Source organism: Mesorhizobium sp. M0058 (assembly GCF_040323095.1).
In the GTDB taxonomy this organism is placed as follows: Bacteria; Pseudomonadota; Alphaproteobacteria; order Rhizobiales; family Rhizobiaceae; genus Mesorhizobium.
Map to the genome: position 1 here is coordinate 1 of NZ_JAMYUQ010000022.1, position 20,018 is coordinate 20,018.

The following is a 20,018-nucleotide window of genomic DNA, read 5'->3' on the forward strand; positions in this document are numbered from 1 at the left end:
TCGTTTCCTGTTTGGTTTTGGTTTTTTTGTTTCTTGTCATTCGCCCCCTCGTGTGGTTGGGGTCTGGGCTGCTGTTTGCGGGGGGGGGGGGGGGGTCCTCGTAGGGCGCAGTCCCCCGCCCCGGGGCTTCGCGCCGACCCTCCCCACAAGGGGGAGAGGGTAAAGGAAGGGCGACGGTAAGCTCTCAGGACGTTACCGCGATAAGCACCGCCGACAGCAACCCGAACAGCCCAATCAGCAGATAGTCGGCGACCTGATAAAGTTTCAGCGCCCGCCTGATGTCCAGACTTTCCGCCTCGCGGCGGCCGCCTTCGCCCATGAAGGCATCGTTGACGACAACGCCGCCATAGCTGCGCGGGCCGGCGAGCGCCAGGCCGAGTGCGCCGGCCATTGCCGCTTCCGGCCAGCCGGCATTGGGCGAGCGGTGCTTTTTGGCGTCGCGCCGCACTGCTTGCCAGGCGTTGCGGGGATCGGCGCCGTCAACGAGAAAGGCGGCGGCAACGATCAGCAACGCGGTCAGCCGGGACGCCGGCAGGTTGATCCAGTCGTCGAAGAGTGCTGCCGCGCGGCCGAAGGCCTCGTGGTGCGGGGTGCGGTGGCCGATCATCGAATCGGCGGTGTTGGCGGCCTTGTAGGCCACGCCGCCGGCCAGACCGCAGACACCTGTCCAGAAGGCGGGCGCAACGATGCCGTCGGAGAAATTCTCGGCCAGGCTTTCGATGGCGGCGCGGCTGACGCCGGCATGGTCGAGCTTCTCTGGATCGCGACCGACGATGCGCGCAACCGCAATGCGGCCGAGCGCCAGCCCGCCGGTATCCAGCGAATCGGCCACCGCCTCGACATGTTCGGTAAGGCTCTTTTGCGACAGCAGCGACGAGGCCAGGATTGCCGTGATGATCATGCCGGCAGGAAAGAGCTGCCAGAGCAGGATTTGCACGATGAAGGCGATTGCCGCCGGCACCAGCACGATCACCAGCAGCGCCTGCACGCCGCGGCGGCGACGCAGCGCGTCGGAATCAGTGTCGCGGTTGAGCCTGTGGTCGAGAAAGGCTATCAGCCTGCCGAACCAGGTGACGGGATGGCCGACGGCACGGAACAGCCAGTCCGGGTAACCCAGGATGCGTTCGATGGCCAGCGACAGGAAAGCGATCAGGATCGACATGAAGCTTTCTGATGGAGCGATTACTGTGGTGGATCACGGTGGATCCCTTGGCCGGGCGAGGGCGCTCTTCCCTCACGCGCCACAACCTTTCGTCGATCTCTCGACAGGTATCAATCCGCACTCCTACCCGCTTTTCGAGCTGCCCGCCACCGCCCTGTCACGATTGCCGGAGGCCGCCCGCCTGCGTGAGCTGGCCAGGGTCGCGGCCTGCGCCTATGGCGCGCCTTCGGCCGAGAATGTGGCGGTCGCCCCGGGCACGCAGATCCTGCTGCCGCGCGTCGCCTCGCTGGTCAGCCCCGGCAAGGCGCTGGTGCTCGGGCCGACCTATGCCGAGCATGCCAGGGCCGCCGCGATTGCCGGCCATGCGGTGGCGGCGGTCGACGATTTCGAGGCGCTTGCCGGAGCCGAAATTGCCATCGTCGTCAATCCCAACAATCCCGACGGGCGAGTCGTGTCGCGGGAAAGGCTGCTTCGGCTTGCCGAGACATTGCGCGCCATAGGCGGTCTGCTGGTCGTCGACGAAGCCTTCATGGATGTCGGCCCGCACGCGGAAAGCCTGGCCGGCGATGTCGGGCGGGGCGGCATCGTCGTGCTGCGCTCGTTTGGCAAGTTCTTCGGTCTCGCCGGCCTGCGGCTCGGCTTCGCACTTTCCGATGCAGCGACGGTCGAAAGGCTTGAAACGCAATTCGGCCCTTGGGCGGTCGCCGGCCCAGCGCTCGAATACGGCATCCGCGCGCTTGCCGACAGCGGCTGGCAGGCCGACATGCGGCGGCGGCTGGCGCAGGATGCGGCGCGGCTCGATGCGCTGCTTTCGCGCTTTGGCGTTGCTGTCGCCGGCGGCACGACGCTGTTTCGCTATCTCCGGCTTGCCGATGCACCGGGGCTGTTTTCGACGCTCGGTGAGCGCGGCATATTGCTCAGGCATTTTTCCGAGCGTCCTCAGGTGCTCCGCGCGGGGCTGCCTGGAAGTCAGGAGGAATGGCAGCGGCTCGAATCGGCGCTTGCCGACTGGCACGCACGGCGCGACGATAGCGCCAGGGAGATTGCGCCATGATCCATGTCTGTTCGCTGGCAAAGCTCGAGGAGACTGTGGCCAGAAGCCGCGCCGAGCGCGTGCTGTCGCTGCTTGCCGCCGGCACCGAGGTGACGCGCCCGGCCTCGATATCGAGGGAAAACCATCTGCACCTGGTGATGCACGACATTGCGGTGGCGCAGGACGGCATGACCATGCCGGGCGAGGAGCATGTGCGCAATCTGCTCGATTTTGCGCGCCGCTGGGACAGCGCGAAGCCGATGGTCGTGCATTGCTATGCCGGCATCAGCCGCTCGACGGCGTCGGCCTACATCATAGCCGCGGCACTGGCGCCCAAGCGCGACGAGGCGGAACTGGCTCGGACTTTGCGAAAGCTTTCGCTGTCGGCAACGCCCAATCCACGATTGATTGCCGTCGCCGATGCGCTGCTGGGGCGCGAGGGCCGGATGATTGAAGCGATCGAGGCGATCGGTCGCGGCGCCGATGCTTTTGAGGGCACGCCTTTCGTTTTGAAGATCGACGGCTAACTAGCTTGGCCAATGGCGAGATCGGTTGGGCCGATGCCTTTCCCGCCCAAAACTAGGTCAAGCTGCCTGGCTGTGAATGCTTGAATCGGCCTTGCAATCAGCGCCGCCAAACTCAATGTTCAGTCTTAAATCTTGTGCCGTTGGATCAACTCATGCCATTTTTAGAAGGAATGAGCACCAGTGAAACTACGGATAGCCCCCAACAAACGCCTTACTGTTCACGCCAACCTTTGTGCGCATCGTTATAAGTTCGTATCCGCTGCTGACGACGTAGGCTTGTAAAAATTCGAGGGAAAATCCACTACGTCGTATATATTTAAATCTGCAATATGATACGTATTGCTTGCGGTATCAAAACAAAACTAGATAGCCGCCGGAAATTCGATTGTTCGGGGGGATTGAAAATGAGCATGACGAGTACATTGCGATTAGCAGCTTGTGCGGGTATTGTTACTGGATCGGCGATGCTGGCGACCTCTGCAGCGGGGAAGCAGCCCGCATGTCCTGCGCCAGACGCCAACGGACGTGTGACGTTCGGCGACGGCTCCATCTTGATGAAGACTGGGCTTGAGGTGAATCCTGACGGGGCTGCTGCGTCCTATACTCCAGGTGATCACGGCTACACCTACATCAACAATGGCGTAAATCTGCATATCCACGGCAAGAAGCTGGGCTGTTCCGCTCAGGGCAACCAGTCATTATGCCATACCGAATGGACCAAAGCAGAGGCAGGCAACTTCGGTCCGGGCACGGCGGAGTTTTGTGTGTATGCGATGGAGGTCGAACCGCCTGCCGGTGGCACAAAAACGGCGTGTGAGCTGCCAAGAAAAGGCCGGTACTTCGTGGGCAACGGGAAAGGGCGACCGAAGGCCGGGGAGCAGGTGCCGACAGCCTCGGGAGATATGGTGGCGTCGTATCTATCAATGACTCACTTGACGCATACAGTGCATGGCCAAGTTGCTTATATAGATTCTGCAGCCATACCCGGCCTTGTCACCCCGCAGTCCAATCTCGTTGGTGCACTGGCGTGGGTGCGCTATGGGGATCATGAAGTCTTCGCGATCGTCAATGATAGCGGACCTGCTTTTGGCGAAGGCTCAGTGGCGCTTCATCAGCAATTGCGAAATGGGCAAGTAGGATCGATCCAACCCATTGGGCCTATACCCATCGACCTGCGCTGCTCGTCGGTGGAGACCGGCCTCAAGCCGCCCTTCGTCTCGAGACCGGACGGAGGAGCTAATGATCTTTGCAAAGCCGGACACAAGGCAAAGACCTCCTCCGACATTCGCGCCTACCAAGGCATCGGCAGCGGTGTCACCTCGATCATTTTGGCATCCATTAAGCCACCTATGTCAGGCACAACTGTGACCGAAGAGGTGACGCTAGAACGGCTACGTGAATGGGTCACCAAAGCCGGATTTACCCCCGAAAAATTGCATCAAATGGCGACATGTCTGGCGCATTGACTTTCCTAGATGACTTCTCCGTCCGCCTTCAGGAGGTGGAGAAGCACTCTTGCAATCATTATTTGTTTTGACACAATTTCAGACGGAAAACCGCCACGCACTTTTCCCGAAATTGCTCTACGCCAGCCACTCGGCCAATTTCGCCTTGCGCACATCCCTCAGCAGGGTGATGAACCCTTCGGCCTGATGCTCTGCCGTCAGCCGGCCTTTTTCGGCCGTTGCAATCGAGGCATCGCCGACGACGCCATTGGGGTTGAGGTCGCTGGCGATCCAGGCGAAGGCGTGCGTGCCTGTGTGGCGCAGCAGCGCAAATTCGGTTTCGGCGCGGGCGACCTTGGAGGCGAAATTGTCGGCCTTGGCCATGTCGACTAACTCCGGGCGAAAATGCAGCATCAACGAGGTCTCGACGTCGCCGCCATGGATGCCATGGCGGTCTTCCAGCTCGGTGTACATGCCGGCGGGGCGGCCGAAGCGCTGCCAGCTGGTCTTCACCGCCAGCATCCTCTCACGCACGCGCAGCTCGCGCGTGACGATGCCCATGATCTCTTCATTGCCGCCATGCGAGTTGACGACGATCAGTTTCCTTACGCCTGCGCGGGCAACGGACAGGCCAAGCTCGGTCCAGGCATCGACCAGGGTGGCCGCCGGCAGGGTGAGCGTGCCCGGCGCCTGCAGATGCTCGTTCGACTTGCCGACCGTTTGGACCGGCAGGATGCGGATGTCGAGATCGCCGGGCAGGCGGGCGATGACCGTCTCCAGCATGCCGTTCATGATCGAGGTATCGGTTGATACAGGCAGATGCGGGCCGTGCTGCTCGATCGCCGCCACCGGCAGCACGGCAACCGTCGCCTCCGGATCGATCGCGGCGTATTCGGTGGTCCGGTAGTCGCCCCACCAAACGCGTCTGTTTGCAACGGTCATGTGATGCCTCTTGACTGTGAGGGAGACCTAGCGCGCCAAACGTCGCCTGTCGATCACCCAGCCGCAATCGCCTCGACCTCGACCTTGAACTCCGGCCGCGCAAAGCCTGACACGATCATCAGCGTCGAGGCGGGCGCGGGGCTGGCAAACAAGCGGTCGCGGACGTCCATATAGGGCCGCAGAAAGGCGCGGTCGGTGACGTAGGCGTTTATGCGCACGATGTCGCCTAGCCCCAGCCCGGCTTCAGCCAGAATCGCCGCTATGTTTTGAAAGCAGAGCTCGGCCTGCGCGCCGGCATCCTCGGGGATCTGGTCGTCCGCCGTGATGGCGACCTGACCGGAGCACAGAACCAGCCGCTTGCCTGGAGGCACCTCGACGCCGTGGCTATAGCGGGCGAAAGGCGGCTTGATCGACTTCGGCGCGAGGTATCTGAACATGGCAATCTCCTGTCTGCGAGACCAGCCTAAGACGTGACCGATAGTACGTTCAAGATGTGGTGCATGGCACAAGGGCGATTGTGGACAGGCGTCCAAAAAATAGGCACGATGCCTCCCGCACAGCATGACCCGTCCGGTGTTGGCAGTGACTGCCGCGCAAGCAGGCGGCCCGGGCGGTGGCATGTGTCTTGCTTCTTGGATCAATGGTGTCGAGCCCGGCGCGTGACGCTCCGGAGCCAACAAAGGGTGGTGTCGATGTACGGAAAACAGAAGATTTCAGCGCTTGCGGTCGCGCTGCTTGGAGCCGGCACGTTCGGCGCGGCAGCAAACGAGAAGGTCACCTTCGGCACCAACTGGCTGGCCGAGCCCGAGCATGGCGGCTACTACCAGGCCGTCGCCGACGGCACCTACGCTGCATGTGGCCTCGACGTGACGATTTCGCAGGGAGGTCCGCAGGTCAGCGGGCGGCCGCTGCTGCTGGCCGGCAAGCTCGATTTCTACATGGGCGGCAATCTGCTGTCGGCCTTCGACGCCGTCCAGCAGGGCATCCCGATGCGCGTCGTCGCCGCCGATTTCCAGAAGGACCCTCAAGTCATCATGTCCCACCCGGGGCAGGGGCTGGACAAGTGGGAGGATTTGAAGAACGCCGACCAGTACATTCTCGGCGACGAGGGCGTCCAGACCTTCTTCCAGTGGATGGTCATCGAACTCGGTTTCGATGCCGCCAAGCGCGTGCCCTACACCTACAACACCGCTCCATTCCTGGCCAACAAGAAGTCGATCCAGCAGGGTTACGTCACCTCGGAGCCTTTTGCGGTCAAGAAGGAAGGCGGCTTCGTGCCCAACCAGTTCCTGCTCGCCGACTATGGCTGGGACACCTATTCGACGACGATCGAGGTGATGCAGGACACGATCGACAAGCGGCCGGAGGTGGTCCAGTGCTTCGTCGATGGCTCGGCCAAGGGCTGGTACAACTACCTCTACGGCGACAACAAGGCCGCCAACGAGATGATCAAGAAAGACAACCCCGACATGAGCGACGAGCAGATTGCCTTCTCGATCGAGCAGATGAAGAAGTTCGGCCTGGCCGATTCCGGCGACACCGAAAAGCTCGGCATCGGCGCCATGAACGAAGACCGGATCAAGAGCTTCTATGACAAGATGGTCAAGGCCAAGGTCACGCCCGAGGGCATCGATATCAAGAAGGCCTACACGCTGGCCTTCATCAACAAAGGTGTCGGGATCGAGCTGAAGAAGTAGTCGTGAAGCTGGAAAAGATGGCGCAGGCGCCCATGACGGCATCGGGTGAAGGCCCGATGCTGCTGACGCTGCGCCATGTCGGCAAGGTGTTTTCCAATGGCGTGACTGCATTGAGCGACGTCGATCTCGCCATCCGCGAGGGCGATTTTGTCAGCCTTCTCGGGCCGTCCGGCTGCGGCAAGTCAACGGCGTTGAGGCTGATCGCGGGCCTGTCGACGCCGACATCCGGTCAGCTCGACTGGGGCGGTTCGATCGACCGCGCCAATATCGGCTTCGTCTTCCAAGAACCGACGCTGCTGCCCTGGGCCAATGTATTCGACAATGTCTGGCTGCCGCTCAGGCTGAAAGGCGTGTCGCGCGCCAAGGCGGCGCCGGCGGTGACGGAGATGCTGGAGCGGGTGCACCTGACCGGCTTCGAGAACGCCGTGCCGCGCGAGCTTTCCGGCGGGATGAAGATGCGCGTCTCGATCGCACGCGCGATGGTGACGAAGCCGCGCATTCTGCTGATGGACGAGCCGTTCGCCGCACTCGACGAGATCACCCGCTTCAAGCTCAACAACGACCTTCTGGAGCTGTGGCAGGACGAGCGCTTCACCGTCGTCTTCGTCACCCACAGCGTCTTCGAAAGCGTGTTCCTGTCCAACCGCGTCGTCGTCATGGCGGCGCGGCCGGGCCGCGTCCATGCCGAGCTTGCCATCGACGCCTTCTATCCGCGAGACGAGGTTTTCCGCACTTCGCCCGACTATGCCGCGCTCTGCCGCCAGGCCTCGGACATCCTGGTCAACGCCATCAACACATCAGCCGGACCGCACCATGACGGCCATTGACCAGAATGCCGCAACGCTCGACGCGGAAGAGGCGGGCCGCGTACGCCAGGAGCGGCTGGAGCGGATCGGCCGGTGGGTCTTGCCTTTGGCGATCATGATCCTGGCGATCTGGCTGTGGGACCGCATTTGCGTGTGGAACGCGATCCCGCAATATATCCTGCCGCGCCCCGGCGTGGTGCTGTGGACGCTCTATAGCGATGCGGGGCTCCTGTTCTCCGCGCTGCTGGTCACGTTGCGCATAACCTTTCTCAGCCTGCTGCTCGCGGTCGTCGGCGGCGTCGGACTGGCGGTGCTGTTTGCGCAATCGAAATGGGTGGAGATGTCGTTCTTTCCCTTCGCCATCGTGCTGCAGGTAACACCGATCGTGGCGGTCTTCCCGCTCATCAACATCTATGTGGACAACCAGACGGTGAAGCTTTTGCTTTGCGCCTGGATCGTCGCGTTCTTCCCGATCCTGTCCAACACCACGCTCGGCCTCAATTCGGTCGACCGCAATCTGCGCGACATGTTCAAGCTCAACGGCGCGACGCGCTGGCAGCAATTGCGCTATCTCAGACTGCCGGCGGCCATGCCGTATTTTCTAGGAGGCTTGAAGATAGCCGGCGGCCTGTCGCTGATCGGCGCCGTGGTGGCCGAGTTCGTCGCGGGCGCGCAGGGGCAGTCGTCGGGGCTGGCGTCGCGCATCATCGAGGCCGGCTACCGCCTCAACGCGCCAAGGCTGTTCGCGGCGCTGATCCTGATCTCGCTCACCGGCATATTGATCTTCCTGGTGCTGTCGCTGATATCGCATCTCATCCTGCGCCGCTGGCACGAGAGCGCGCTGAAGCAGGAGCGGTAGGGGGTTGGGTGACGTGATTGAGATGCTGGCGCGAAACACCCCCCTCTGGCCTGCCGGCCATCTCCCCCTCAAGGGGGGAGATTGGACGTCATCCGGGATTTCGCCAATTATCGACGTTGGAAGACGGGTGCTGTCGGAAAAGCTGCCAATCTCCCCCCTTGAGGGGGAGATGCCCGGCAGGGCAGAGGGGGGCGGTCCTTGATACCGACCTCTGGCTCGTACCATCTCACAAACGTCCGCCTTCACCGGTCGCTGACATCAGGCCTTGCCGCCACTTACGACAGCGACGGCTTCGCCCTGGCCGACATAACGGTCGCCGATGGCAAGACCTCAGCCATCGCCGCGCACAAGAAATCAAAAGCGCCAGCCACCGCCATCGACCTTGCCGGCCGCATCGTGCTGCCGTGCTTCGTCGACTGCCACACCCACATCGACAAGGGCCATATCTGGCCGCGCAAACCCAATCCCGACGGCAGTTTCATGGGCGCGCTCAATGCCACCGGCGCCGACCGTGCAGCGCGCTGGAGCGCCGAGGACGTGGCGCGGCGCATGGATTTCTCGCTGCGCTCGGCCTACGCGCACGGCACCAAGGCGCTGCGCACGCATCTCGACAGCGTGCCGCCACAGGAGGAAATCTCCTGGCCGGTGTTCGAGGCGATGCGGGAGAAATGGCGCGGCCGCATCGAATTGCAGGCAGCCTGCCTGCTCGGCATCGAAGGCGTGCGCGACAGAAAGTGGTTCGAGAGGCTGGCCAAGCGCGTGGCTGCGGCCAAGGGCGTGCTCGGCGTCGTCACCTATGTGGTGCCGGATCTCGAAGAGCTTCTCGACAAGGTGTTCGCCGAGGCGAACAGGCACGGGCTCGATCTCGATTTCCACGCCGACGAGACCGACGACATCGCGGCGATATCGCTGAAGAAGATCGCCGAGGCGGCACTGTGGAACGGTTTTGAGGGCAACATGCTGGTGGGACATTGCTGCTCGCTGGCGCGCCAGCCGGATCTCGACGTGCTCGACACGCTGGACAAGGTCGCCAAGGCCAAGCTTGCCGTGGTGTCGCTGCCGATGTGCAATCTCTATCTGCAGGACCGGCGCGCCGACCAGACCACGCCTCGCTGGCGCGGCGTGACGCTGCTGCACGAGATGAAGGCGAGGGGCATCCCGGTCGCGGTCGCCTCCGACAACACCCGCGATCCGTTCTATGCCTATGGCGATCTCGACATGCTGGAGGTCTACCGCATGGCGACGCGCATCCTGCATTTCGATCATCCGGTCGGCGACTGGCCGCAGACGGTGGCGGCGACGCCGGCCAAGGTGATGCGGCTCGACGGTGTCGGGACACTGGCAGCAGGTGGCAGCGCCGATTTCATCGTCTTCAAAGGGCGGAGCTGGACGGAATTGCTGTCGCGGCCCGAATCGGATCGCATCGTCGTGCGCAACGGCCGAGCGATCGACAGGCAATTGCCCGACTATGCCGAGCTCGACGAACTGATGGTGGAATGATGGATGTTTCGGCGCTCAAATGCGATCTCGACGGGATAAAGCTCGACGACAATCCGGCCATCGTCCAGCAGAAGAGCCGCGACTTCTACTGGTACAGCCCGGTGCTGAAGCAGCAGCTCGACCACGTCACCGGCGACCTGATCGTGACGCCCAGGAACGAGGCCGAACTGATCCGCGTGCTTGCCGCTTGCCACCGTCATGGCGTTCCGGTGACGCCGCGCGGCAGCGGCACCGGCAATTACGGCCAGGCGATGCCGCTGTCGGGCGGCGTGGTTTTGAACCTTGCCGAGATGAACGAGATCAAGGCCATAGCGCCGGGCCGCGTCGTCACCGGGCCGGGCGCGATCCTCGCCGACATCGACAGAGCGACGCGCGCGCATTCCGGGCAGGAACTGCGGCTGTCGCCGTCGACCTACAACACCGCCTCGATCGGCGGCTTCATCGCCGGCGGCTCGGGCGGCGTCGGTTCGATCAATTTCGGCGGTCTGCGTGATTTCGGCAATGTGCTGCGCCTGCGCGTCGTCACCATGGAGGCGGAGCCGAAGGCGCTCGAACTCGCCGGCGAGGACCTGCACAAGGTCACCCACGCCTATGGCACCAACGGCATCATCACCGAGGTCGAGATGCCGCTGACTGCAGCCTATGAATGGATCGACGTGATCGTCGGCTTCGACGCTTTCATGCCGGCAGCCCGCTACGGCAACGCGCTGGCACGCCAGGACGGCATCCTGACCAAGCTGATCACGCCGATCGCCGCGCCCGTGCCGCAGCTCTATTTCAAGCGCCACCAGAAGTTCTTCCGGGACGGGCAAAGCATCTGCGTCGTCATGGTTGCCCGGCATGGGCTAGACGCGTTCCTCGCCTTCACCCGCCGCGCCGGCGGCGAGGTCATCTTCAATGCCGCGACGGCCACGGACGAAGAGAAAAAGGGCCTGCCGCCGGGCTTCGAACTGGCGTGGAACCACACCACGCTCAGGGCACTGCGGGTCGATCCCGCGATCACCTATCTGCAATCGCTCTATCCGTTTCCCAACCAGCTGGCGCTGGTGGAGAAGATGGACGCGATGTTTCCGGGCGAAGTCTTTTCGCATCTCGAATTCGTGCGCCTCGACGGCAACATCACCTGCTTCGGCCTGCCGCTGGTGAAATTCACCACCGAGGCGCGGCTCAACGAAATCATCCGGCTGCATGAGGAGAACGGCTGCCCGATCTTCAACCCGCACCGCTACACGCTGGAAGAGGGCGGCATGAAGCAGACGGATGAAATCCAGCTCGCCTTCAAGCGCGAGACCGATCCGCAAGGCCTGCTCAATCCCGGCAAGATGATCGCCTGGGAAAATCCGGATTACGACTATCGCTTAGGCCGGACTTTTTTGTTCAAGGGGTTGCAGAAAGCAGAATGAGCAGAGGTTTGAGCTTGAGCACCCCCCTCTGTCCTGCCGGCACAGGCCCTACGCTGCCGCTTCGGGCGTTCGTCGTTTGGAAAGCCAAGCAATTGGCTTCCCATCGGCTTCGCCGACCACTTCTCACCCCCCGCAAGGGGGGAGATTGGCAGCCTGAACGCCGCAGCCAATCTGACACGCTGACAATTAGTGAAAGCGATGCGGCAGTCCGATCTCCCCCCTTGAGGGGGAGATGCCCGGCAGGGCAGAGGGGGGTGCCTCGCGCCGACCCCGGCAATGCCTTCCCATGAAAGTCCTCGTCCTTTACGCACACCCGGTGGAGACCAGCTTCAATGCCAGCCTGCACCGCACGATCGTCGAGCGGCTGACGACCGCCGGCCATGAGGTCGACGATTGCGATCTCTATGCCGAGGATTTCGACCCCAGGCTGACGCGCGGGGAGAGGCTGGATTATCATAACCAACGCAGCCCTGCGGACCCGGCCGCGCCCCATGTCGAGCGTTTGCTGCGGGCTGAGGCGCTGGTGCTGTCATATCCCGTCTGGAACTACGGTTTTCCGGCCATCCTGAAGGGTTATTTCGATCGCGTGTTTCTGCCCGGCGTGTCGTTCAAATTGGCCGACGGCAAGGCGCAGCCGTCGCTCCACAACATCCGCAAGCTGACCGCCGTCACCACCTATGGCGGCAGCCGCTTCCGCGCCATGCTGATGGGCGATCCGCCACGCAGATTGGTCAAGCGGATGCTGCGCGCGACGATCAGGCCCGGCGCCTCGGTGTCCTACCTCGCTCATTATTCGATGAACCTGTCGACCGACGAGACGCGGGCAGCCTTCATCGCCAAGGTCGCGGCCGGGATGGATGAATTCTGATGCGCGTGCTGGTGGTCTATTGCCATCCGGTGCCCGAAAGTTTTTGCGCCGCGATCAGAGATACCGCCGTCGACGTGCTGAAGGCGCGGGGTTGGGAGGTACGGCTGCTCGACCTCTATGCCGAAAAATTCGACCCGGTGATGGGTAGCGAGGAGCGGCGCGCCTACAATGAGCGGGCGCCGGAGGATCCGGCCCTAAAACCGCATTTCGAGCATCTCGCCTGGGCTGAGGCGATCCTGTTCATCTATCCGACCTGGTGGTACGGGCTGCCGGCCATGCTGAAGGGCTGGCTCGACCGGGTCTGGGCGACCGGTGTCGCCTTCAAGCTGGGCAAGGGGCGCATCACGTCGCTGATGACACATGTCACCAGGGTCGGCGTCATCACCACCTGCGGCGCGCCGACCTGGTGGAGCGTCGTCGTCGGCCAGCCCGGCCGCAAGACCTTGCTGCGCGGTATGCGCGCGCTGTGCGCCCGCCGCTGCCGGACGTTTTTCCTGGCGCACTACCTGATGGACGCCTCCACGCCAAGGACGAGGGCGGCGTTTCTGGTGAAGGTGCGGGCGAAGCTGGAGCGGTTTTGAGCTTCTTCACCCTCCCCCTTGTGGGGAGGGTCGCGCAGCAAATGCCGCAAGGCGGCTTTTCCGAAGCGGGGTGGGGGGTCTCGTAGGGCGCACCCCCCCACCCCGTCTCGCAATCGCCGCTTCGCTCCGACTGCGAGCCGACCCTCCCCACAAGGGGAGGGTAAAAAGGTGCTACATCCTCGTCCGTTCCGCCTTGGAATCGTACATCGGCTTCAGCGATGCTTCCGCCGCAAAACGCTCGCCGGCGATCTCGATCTCGTAGGACGAGGCCAGCACATCCGCCTCGCTCTCGCCCTGGCAGGGCACATAGCCCAGTCCGATCGCGCCGCCGAGATGGTGGCCGTAATTCCCTGATGTGATCGGGCCGACGATCTTGCCGTCGCGCAGGATCGCCTCGTTGTGGAAGAGCAGAGGCTGCGGGTCCTTCAGCCGAAACTGCAACAGCCGGCGTGACAGGCCGGCTTCTTTTTTCTTCAGCACGGCATCGCGGCCGATGAACTCGCCCTTGGCGGTTTTGACCGCAAAGCCGAGGCCGGCCTCCAGCACATTGTCCTCGTCGGTGATGTCGTGGCCGAAATGCCGAAACGCCTTTTCGATGCGACAGGAATCGAGCGTATGCAGGCCGCAAAGTTGCAGGCCGACGTCCGCCCCCGCCTCATCGATCGCCTCGAAGACATGGGCCGCCTGGTCGGTCGAGACATAAAGTTCCCAGCCGAGTTCGCCGACATAGGTGACGCGGTGGGCACGGGCGAGGCCCATGCCGATCTCGATCTCCTGGAAGGTGCCGAATGGATTGTTGTCGTTGGAGAAATCGTTGGGGCTGACTTTCTGGATCAGCTTTCGCGCATCCGGACCCATCAGGCAGAGCACGGCCTCAGCTGCCGTGACATCGGTGATGACTACGAATTCATCGCCGACATGCCGGCGCAGCCAGGCGAGGTCGCGTTGCAGCGTCGCGCCCGGCACGACGAGGAAGTAGGCGGTCTCAGATAGCCGCGATACCGTCAGATCGCTCTCGATGCCGCCGCGCTGGTTGAGCATCTGGGTGTAGACGATCTTGCCGGGCGCCCCATCCATGTCGTTGGCGCAGAGCCTTTGCAGGAAGGCGCAGGCGTCGCGGCCTTCGACACGGATCTTGCCGAACGAGGTCATGTCGAACAGGGCGACCTTGTTGCGGACCGCCAGATGTTCCTCGCGCTGGTTGTCGAACCAGTTCTGCCGCTTCCAGGAATAGCGATATTCGCGCTCCTGTCCCTCGCGGGCGAACCAGTTGGCGCGCTCCCAGCCGGCGACTTCGCCGAACACTGCGCCGCGCGCCTTCAGCTGTTCGTGCAGGGGCGAGCGCCTGACATTCCTGGACGTTGCCATCTGCCGGTAGGGGAAATGGTCGGCATAGAGCAGGCCGAGCGTCTCGGAGACCCGCTCCTTGAGATAGCGGCGGTTCTTCTGGAACGGCTGGGCGCGGCGGATGTCGACTTCCCAGAGGTCGAAGGGCGCTTCGCCATCGTTGATCCATTGCGCCAGTGCCATGCCGGCGCCGCCGGACGAGACGATGCCGATGGAATTGTAGCCGGTCGCCATCCAGTAGCCACGGAGTTCCGGGGCCTCGCCGAGATAGTAGCGGTCGTCGGGGGTAAAGCTTTCGGGGCCGTTGAAGAAGGTGTGAATGCCGGCGGTTGCCAGCATCGGCATGCGGTTGACGCCCATTTCGAGGATCGGCTCGAAATGCTCCATGTCCTCAGGCAACTGGTCGAAGCAGAAATCCTCGCTTATGCCGTCCATGCCCCAGGGCTTGGCCACCGGCTCGAAGGCGCCGAGCATCATCTTGCCGGCGTCTTCCTTGTAGTAGGCGCATTCATCGGGAACGCGCAGCACCGGTAGACGACCGAGCCCGGGGATCGGCTCGGTGACGAGATAAAAATGTTCGCAGGCATGCAGCGGGATGGTGACGCCGTTCTGGGCGCCGAGCTCGCGCGCCCACATGCCGGCGCAGTTGACGACGATGTTGGCCTCGATCGTTCCCTGATCCTCGCCTTGCGCCCACGACACACCGGTGACGCGACCGGCCTTGGTGTGGACCTTGGTGACCTTCACATTCTCGACGATGGCGGCGCCACGCTGGCGGGCGCCCTTGGCCAGCGCCATGGCGATGTTGGCGGGATCGCACTGGCCGTCGAGCGGCAGATGCACGGCGCCGACCACATCGGACACGTTGAGATGCGGGTACATCTCCTTGACTTCACCAGGCGAAATCTCGCGCACATCGACATCGAAGGCGCGGGCGAGCGAGGCCTGCCGGTAAATCTCGTGCTTGCGCTCCTCAGTCAGCGCCACGGTGATCGAGCCGACCTGGCGCATGCCGGTGCCGACTTCGGTTTCGGCCTCCAGCTTGACGTAGAGGTCGGCCGAATATTTCGCCAGCCGCGTCATGTTCTGCGAGCCGCGCAGCTGGCCGATCAGGCCGGCGGCGTGCCAGGTCGTGCCCGAGGTCAGCTGCTTGCGTTCCAGCAGCACGATGTCGGTCCAGCCGAGCTTGGCCAGGTGGTAGGCGACCGAACAGCCGGAGACACCGCCGCCGATAATAACCGCGCGGGCCTTGGTGGGAATGCTTCTGGTCATGCGGCCTCGCGGCGATAGCCGGATGCGAAGCGGCGCAGGCGTTTTGCGGCTTCCTGAAGCACCGGTTCCGGTTGGCAGAGGCTGATGCGGATGTGGCCGGCAGCGGCCTTGCCGAAGCTGGAACCCGGCATGACGCCGACACTCTCCTGGTCGAGAAAGGCCCAGGCGAATTTCTCGTCGTCGGGCTCGACGGCGGAGATGTCGAGCATGACATACATGCCGCCCTCCGAGCCGTGCACGCTGATATTGTTCATGCCGCGCACGGCGTCGAGCAGGACGGTGCGGCGCGCCGCATAGCGTTCGGCGATCTCTTTCACGCCATAGCGGTTCTCCAGCGCCTCGGCGCAGGCGATCGAGATGAAGGCCGGCAGGCCGTAGGTCGTCACCAGATTGAGATTGGTCAACAGCGTGATCATCTGCGCCGGGCCAGTCAGCCAGCCCATGCGCCAGCCGGTCATGCCATGGCTCTTGGACATCGAATTGATGACCAGCGTGCGCTCGGCCATGCCGGGCAGGCCGCGCGGCGAGATGTGCTCGCCGCCGCCGAGCGTCCAATAGACCTCGTCGGACAGCAGCCAGAGATCGTGCTCGCGGCAGATCTCGGCCAGCTCTTCCAGCCGCTCGCGCGAATAGACGGCGCCGGTCGGGTTGTTCGGCGTGTTGATCAAAATGGCGCGCGTGTTGGGCTTGAGCGCCGCGCGGATCATCTCGGCGTGCGGCTGGAAACCGTCTTCGGCCGGCGTCTCGACGACGGTGAAGCTGGCGCCGGCGGCGCTGAACGTGTTGGGATAAGTCGCGTAGTAGGGCGCCACCACGATGGCGTGGTCGCCCTGGTCGAGAACGGCCTGCACGGCCGCGTAAAGGGCAGCCTGGCCGCCGGGCGTGGCGATGACTTGGTCAGGTGCCGTCTCGACCCCGGTGCAAGCGGTCGAGGCCGCCGCCATCGCCCTGCGAAGGCGCGGAACGCCGGACAGCGGGGTGTAGTGATGGTTGCTGCCGCGAACCGCCGTCACGCAGGCTTCGATCGTCTGGCTCGGCGTATCGAAATCATGGTCGCCGACCGACAGCATGATGATGTCCTGGCCGGCCTCGTTGCGGGCCCAGGCCTCGGTGTGGACCTCCCAGCCATCCTTGCCCGAAGGCACGATGCCGGAAATGCGCGATGACGGTCTGGGCATCAGGATACTCCCGAGATTTCGTAGCCGGCCTGTTCCAGCTGGTCGCGCAACGCGGCGATGTGGGCAGGGCCGACTTCGCAGCAGCCGCCGACGATGGTGGCGCCAGCGGCGACCCAGCCTAGCGCCTGGTCGGCATAGGCATCCGGATCAAGGTCGTGGCGTGCGTGCAGCACTTCCACCGTTCCGCCATGCTTGAGCGCTTCGACAGAGGTGAAGCCATTGGCATAGGCGCCGACCGGGCCGCCGAGAGCAATCAATTCGGGCAGTGCCGCGGCGATAGCTTCTGGCCGGCAGCAATTCACCAGGCGCGCTGCAACCGTCAGGCCGTCGAGGGCGTCCGCCGCTGCCGCTATTGTTTCGCCGCTGCGCAGCCGCGGCGCGCCGTGATCGGCGAGAGTCCAAGACACCCAGACAGGTTTGCCGCTTTCCGACGCAGCGGTAACGGCCGCACGGCCTTCCTCGGCTGAGGCCATGGTCTCGCACAGGAACAGGTCGACGCCATCGGCCTGCTCGGCGACGATGCGGCGATAGATGTCCAGCGTCTCCTGGAACGATATGGCCAGCGCCGGCGCATAGCTGCCGAACAGCGGTGACAGGCAGCCGGCGATCGCTGCATCGCCTGCCTCGTCGCGTGCCTGTCTTGCCAATTCGATGCCGCGCTTCTGCAAGGGCTTGAAGAGATCTTCTGCTCCTTCCCGCGCGAGCCGCTCCGGCGTTGCCGAATAGGTGTTGATGGTGATGACGCGAGCGCCGGCCCGGATGAATTCGGCATGCAGGTCACGCACCAGATCCGGCTCGTCGATCAGCACCCTGGCCGACCAGAGCGGCGTCGGCTCGGAGCTGCTGCGGCGGACCAGTTCCTGGCCCATGCCGCCATCGGTGAGAATGACTTTCTTCATGCTCTCAGTCTTTCGTTTTTCGGATCCCACAGCGGCTCGTCTTTCTGCACGACCGCCCTGAAACGATTGCCAAAAATTTCAATCTCGATCGCGGTATCGGGTTCAGCCAGGTCGGCGCGCAGCATGCCGAGCGCGATCGATTTGTCGATGCGATGCCCCCAGCCGCCGGACGTCGTCTCGCCGACGATCTTGCCGTCATGCCAGAGCGTCGACACGGACGGCGCGTCGCAATCGCCTGGGTTTTCGACCACCAGCGTGACGAAGCGCTTCTTCACGCCTTGCTGCTTTTCGTTCTGCAGGGCTGCCTTGCCGCGGAAGTCGGGCTTGTCCCATTTGACGAAGCGCTCGAGCCCGCCCTGCAGGACCGTATAGTCGGTCGACAGGTCGCCCTTCCAGGTCCGGTAGCCCTTTTCGAGGCGCAGCGAATCCAGCGCGTACATGCCGAACGGTTTCAGACCGTGTTTTTGTCCCGCCGTCCAGACGGCGTCGAAGATGGCGGCGGTGTCTCCCACCTTGGTGTGGATTTCCCAGCCGAGTTCGCCGGCGAAGGATACCCGCACCAGCTTCGCCCAGCGGCCGGCGATGGTGGTTTCCTGATGCGTCAGCCAGGGCAGCGAGAGATCCGCGCCACAGACCTCGGCCAGGATCTTGCGCGAACTGGGGCCGGCGAGGATTTGCGTCGAATAGTCTTCGGTTCTGTCAGTGAGGGTGAAAGCTGCGTCCTTCGGCAGGCGCGACTTCAGCCATTCGAAATCGTGCCACTGCGCTACCGCCGCGGTGATCAGCGTCATCTGCTCTTCGCCATGGCGCACCACCGACATCTCGGTGACGATGCGGCCCTTGTCGTCGGCGAAATAGGCGAGGCCGATGCGGCCGGGCTTGGGCACCAGGCCGGTGACCTGCAGCGCCAGCCATTCGGCTGCGCCAGGACCTTCGAGGTTGAAGCGCGAGAAGCCGGGCAGGTCCAGAATGCCGGCGGCGTCGCGCACCGCCAGGCATTCTTCGCGCACGCGGTGCTGCCACGGCCCGTCGCGGCGGAAGGTGAGTGTTGCTTCTTCCGACGTGTCGTCACCGGGTTGCGCATACCAGGTGGCACGCTCCCAGCCATTATAGGCGTCGAACTGGGCGCCGAGCGCCTTGATGCGATCGTGGATCGGCGACAGCTTGCGGTCGCGCCCGGCCGGCCAGGCATGGCGCGGGAACTGGATGGCGTATTCGTTGCCGTAGATCTCCATGCCCTTGGCGACGCTATAGTCGGGGGCGGCCGCAAAGCTGGTGAAACGGCGCGGATCGCAAGACCACATGTCCCATTCGGTCTGGCCCTGCGTAACCCATTCGGCCAGCACCTTGCCGGCGCCGCCGCCCTGGGCGATGCCGAAGGTGAAGACACAGGCCTCGAACGCGTTGGGAACGCCGGGCATCGGACCGATCAGCGGATTGCCGTCCGGCGCGTAAGGGATCGGCCCGTTGATCACCTTGGACAGGCCGGCAGTGCCGAGAATCGGCACGCGGGCTACGGCATCGGCAAGGTAGTGCTCGAGACGGTCGAGATCGTCGGGGAAGAGCTGGAAGGAAAAATCCTCCGGCACCGGGTCGTTGTGGGTCGCCCAATGCGCGCGGCAATTGCGCTCATAGGGGCCGAGATTCATGCCGTTCTTTTCCTGGCGCAGATAGTAGGAGGTGTCGACGTCGCGCAGCAGCGGCAGCTTCTTGCCCTGCTCCTTCGACCACGCCACCAGTTCGGGTATCTCCTCGAACAAGATGTACTGATGGCTCATCACCATCATCGGGACGTCGCGGCCGAACATTTTGCCGACTTCGGCGGCACGGTAGCCGGCGGCATTGACGACGATCTCGCAGCGGATTTCGCCTTGCGGGGTGACAACCACCCATTCGTCGTTCTCACGGCGCACGCCCGTGGTCGGGCAGAAGCGGATGATCTTTGCCCCCATGTCGCGCGCACCCTTGGCAAGTGCCTGCGTCAGCTGCGCGGGGTCGATGTCGCCGTCGTTTGGATCATAGAGCGCGCCTTTCAATTCATGCGTCTCGATGAAGGGATAGCGGCGCTTGATCTCATCAGGGCCGACAATGTCGATGTCCATGCCCTGGTAGCGGCCCATGCCCTTGGCGCGCTGGAACTCCTGCATGCGCTCCTTGGTGTGGGCGAGCCGCAGCGAGCCGGTAATGTGGTAGTTCATGGGATAGTCGACGGCATCAGCCAAGCCGCGATAAAGCTCGGTCGAATAGCGCTGCATGTTCATCAGCGACCAGGACGACGAGAAGGTCGGCACGTTTCCGGCGGCATGCCAGGTCGAGCCCGATGTCAGCTCGTTCTTTTCAAGCAGCACGCAATCGGTCCAACCCGCCTTGCACAGATGGTAGAGCGAGGAGGTGCCGACGACACCGCCTCCGATGATCACCACGCGTGCCGTGGTCGGCAAACCGGCCATATTCTTCTCCCAAACCTGAAGCGCGCTGCGCTTCTATCTTTTTGCTTGA

Annotated in this window: 17 protein-coding genes; 10 read left to right on the forward strand and 7 right to left on the reverse strand. The window is 63.5% G+C overall.

Going from position 1 to position 20,018, the window contains the following annotated elements:
- Window positions 1-184: 184 nt before the first annotated feature.
- The gene (gene cbiB, locus NKJ75_RS28645) at window positions 185-1,162 is read right to left on the reverse strand and encodes an adenosylcobinamide-phosphate synthase CbiB (RefSeq protein ID WP_023823095.1); all 978 of its coding nucleotides are present in this window, start codon (window positions 1,160-1,162) and stop codon (window positions 185-187) included.
- Between cbiB and cobD the strand changes: the two genes are divergently transcribed.
- From cobD to NKJ75_RS28660, 3 genes are all read left to right on the forward strand, one after another.
- Window positions 1,161-2,216 (forward strand): threonine-phosphate decarboxylase CobD, encoded by a 1,056-nt coding sequence (gene cobD / locus NKJ75_RS28650; protein WP_352500493.1) that lies wholly within the window; start codon window positions 1,161-1,163, stop codon window positions 2,214-2,216. The two genes, cbiB and cobD, sit on opposite strands and share 2 nt — an antisense overlap.
- Window positions 2,213-2,722 carry a tyrosine phosphatase family protein gene (locus NKJ75_RS28655; protein ID WP_352500476.1) on the forward strand — a complete coding sequence of 170 codons (510 nt, stop codon included), beginning with the start codon at window positions 2,213-2,215 and terminating at the stop codon, window positions 2,720-2,722. The genes cobD and NKJ75_RS28655 overlap by 4 nt, the downstream gene beginning before the upstream one ends.
- Window positions 2,723-3,126: 404 nt before the next feature.
- Window positions 3,127-4,188, forward strand: coding sequence for a hypothetical protein (locus tag NKJ75_RS28660; RefSeq protein WP_155923536.1), 1,062 nt, complete (start codon window positions 3,127-3,129; stop codon window positions 4,186-4,188).
- Between the two features lie 117 nt (window positions 4,189-4,305).
- Here NKJ75_RS28660 and NKJ75_RS28665 read toward each other — a convergent pair whose 3' ends face one another.
- Together NKJ75_RS28665 and NKJ75_RS28670 are read right to left on the reverse strand one after the other, a co-directional pair.
- Complete coding sequence (locus tag NKJ75_RS28665; protein ID WP_023744686.1) at window positions 4,306-5,109, reverse strand: creatininase family protein; 804 nt, start codon at window positions 5,107-5,109, stop codon at window positions 4,306-4,308.
- Between the two features lie 53 nt (window positions 5,110-5,162).
- Complete coding sequence (locus tag NKJ75_RS28670) at window positions 5,163-5,546, reverse strand: RidA family protein (RefSeq protein WP_023670775.1); 384 nt, start codon at window positions 5,544-5,546, stop codon at window positions 5,163-5,165.
- 255 nt (window positions 5,547-5,801) lie between these two features.
- Here NKJ75_RS28670 and NKJ75_RS28675 point away from each other — a divergent pair, with 255 nt between their 5' ends.
- The 7 genes from NKJ75_RS28675 (at window position 5,802) to NKJ75_RS28705 (ending at window position 12,823) form a co-directional block, all read left to right on the forward strand.
- Entirely contained in the window at window positions 5,802-6,806 is a 1,005-nt protein-coding gene (locus NKJ75_RS28675; RefSeq protein WP_023670774.1) for an ABC transporter substrate-binding protein, read from the forward strand.
- Between the two features lie 2 nt (window positions 6,807-6,808).
- The gene (locus NKJ75_RS28680; protein ID WP_352500477.1) at window positions 6,809-7,633 is read left to right on the forward strand and encodes an ABC transporter ATP-binding protein; all 825 of its coding nucleotides are present in this window, start codon (window positions 6,809-6,811) and stop codon (window positions 7,631-7,633) included.
- Window positions 7,620-8,471: an ABC transporter permease gene (locus tag NKJ75_RS28685; protein ID WP_023753453.1), complete on the forward strand. Its 852-nt coding sequence runs from the start codon at window positions 7,620-7,622 to the stop codon at window positions 8,469-8,471. Before NKJ75_RS28680 ends, NKJ75_RS28685 begins: the two co-directional genes overlap by 14 nt.
- 198 nt (window positions 8,472-8,669) lie before the next feature.
- Window positions 8,670-9,971 carry a cytosine deaminase gene (locus tag NKJ75_RS28690; RefSeq protein ID WP_023833854.1) on the forward strand — a complete coding sequence of 434 codons (1,302 nt, stop codon included), beginning with the start codon at window positions 8,670-8,672 and terminating at the stop codon, window positions 9,969-9,971.
- Entirely contained in the window at window positions 9,971-11,374 is a 1,404-nt protein-coding gene (locus NKJ75_RS28695) for an FAD-binding oxidoreductase (RefSeq protein WP_352500494.1), read from the forward strand. Before NKJ75_RS28690 ends, NKJ75_RS28695 begins: the two co-directional genes overlap by 1 nt.
- A gap of 286 nt (window positions 11,375-11,660) precedes the next feature.
- Window positions 11,661-12,242: an NAD(P)H-dependent oxidoreductase gene (locus NKJ75_RS28700; protein WP_023833852.1), complete on the forward strand. Its 582-nt coding sequence runs from the start codon at window positions 11,661-11,663 to the stop codon at window positions 12,240-12,242.
- Window positions 12,242-12,823, forward strand: coding sequence for an NAD(P)H-dependent oxidoreductase (locus NKJ75_RS28705; protein WP_023818027.1), 582 nt, complete (start codon window positions 12,242-12,244; stop codon window positions 12,821-12,823). Before NKJ75_RS28700 ends, NKJ75_RS28705 begins: the two co-directional genes overlap by 1 nt.
- 171 nt (window positions 12,824-12,994) lie before the next feature.
- On the opposite strand, the gene NKJ75_RS28710 is transcribed toward NKJ75_RS28705, so the two are convergent.
- From NKJ75_RS28710 to NKJ75_RS28725, 4 genes are read right to left on the reverse strand one after another with little or no spacing between them, the layout of a single operon-like run.
- Complete coding sequence (locus tag NKJ75_RS28710) at window positions 12,995-15,442, reverse strand: GcvT family protein (protein ID WP_352500478.1); 2,448 nt, start codon at window positions 15,440-15,442, stop codon at window positions 12,995-12,997.
- Entirely contained in the window at window positions 15,439-16,620 is a 1,182-nt protein-coding gene (locus NKJ75_RS28715; protein WP_023833850.1) for a pyridoxal phosphate-dependent aminotransferase, read from the reverse strand. Before NKJ75_RS28715 ends, NKJ75_RS28710 begins: the two co-directional genes overlap by 4 nt.
- Entirely contained in the window at window positions 16,620-17,519 is a 900-nt protein-coding gene (locus NKJ75_RS28720; protein WP_023833849.1) for a homocysteine S-methyltransferase family protein, read from the reverse strand. The genes NKJ75_RS28715 and NKJ75_RS28720 overlap by 1 nt, the downstream gene beginning before the upstream one ends.
- Window positions 17,516-19,969: a GcvT family protein gene (locus tag NKJ75_RS28725; RefSeq protein WP_352500479.1), complete on the reverse strand. Its 2,454-nt coding sequence runs from the start codon at window positions 19,967-19,969 to the stop codon at window positions 17,516-17,518. Before NKJ75_RS28725 ends, NKJ75_RS28720 begins: the two co-directional genes overlap by 4 nt.
- Window positions 19,970-20,018 lie beyond the last annotated feature (49 nt).

Excerpts from the sequence above, each read along its gene's own strand:
- NKJ75_RS28710 (WP_352500478.1), bottom strand. The coding sequence starts at position 15,442 with ATGACCAGAAGCATTCCCACCAAGGCCCGCGCGGTTATTATCGGCGGC.
- NKJ75_RS28655 (WP_352500476.1), top strand. The coding sequence starts at position 2,213 with ATGATCCATGTCTGTTCGCTGGCAAAGCTCGAGGAGACTGTGGCCAGA.
- NKJ75_RS28685 (WP_023753453.1), top strand. The coding sequence starts at position 7,620 with ATGACGGCCATTGACCAGAATGCCGCAACGCTCGACGCGGAAGAGGCG.
- NKJ75_RS28720 (WP_023833849.1), bottom strand. The coding sequence starts at position 17,519 with ATGAAGAAAGTCATTCTCACCGATGGCGGCATGGGCCAGGAACTGGTC.
- NKJ75_RS28700 (WP_023833852.1), top strand. The coding sequence starts at position 11,661 with ATGAAAGTCCTCGTCCTTTACGCACACCCGGTGGAGACCAGCTTCAAT.
- NKJ75_RS28715 (WP_023833850.1), bottom strand. The coding sequence starts at position 16,620 with ATGCCCAGACCGTCATCGCGCATTTCCGGCATCGTGCCTTCGGGCAAG.
- NKJ75_RS28675 (WP_023670774.1), top strand. The coding sequence starts at position 5,802 with ATGTACGGAAAACAGAAGATTTCAGCGCTTGCGGTCGCGCTGCTTGGA.
- cobD (WP_352500493.1), top strand. The coding sequence starts at position 1,161 with ATGAAGCTTTCTGATGGAGCGATTACTGTGGTGGATCACGGTGGATCC.
- cbiB (WP_023823095.1), bottom strand. The coding sequence starts at position 1,162 with ATGTCGATCCTGATCGCTTTCCTGTCGCTGGCCATCGAACGCATCCTG.
- NKJ75_RS28665 (WP_023744686.1), bottom strand. The coding sequence starts at position 5,109 with ATGACCGTTGCAAACAGACGCGTTTGGTGGGGCGACTACCGGACCACC.
- NKJ75_RS28705 (WP_023818027.1), top strand. The coding sequence starts at position 12,242 with ATGCGCGTGCTGGTGGTCTATTGCCATCCGGTGCCCGAAAGTTTTTGC.
- NKJ75_RS28670 (WP_023670775.1), bottom strand. The coding sequence starts at position 5,546 with ATGTTCAGATACCTCGCGCCGAAGTCGATCAAGCCGCCTTTCGCCCGC.
- NKJ75_RS28660 (WP_155923536.1), top strand. The coding sequence starts at position 3,127 with ATGAGCATGACGAGTACATTGCGATTAGCAGCTTGTGCGGGTATTGTT.
- NKJ75_RS28695 (WP_352500494.1), top strand. The coding sequence starts at position 9,971 with ATGGATGTTTCGGCGCTCAAATGCGATCTCGACGGGATAAAGCTCGAC.
- NKJ75_RS28725 (WP_352500479.1), bottom strand. The coding sequence starts at position 19,969 with ATGGCCGGTTTGCCGACCACGGCACGCGTGGTGATCATCGGAGGCGGT.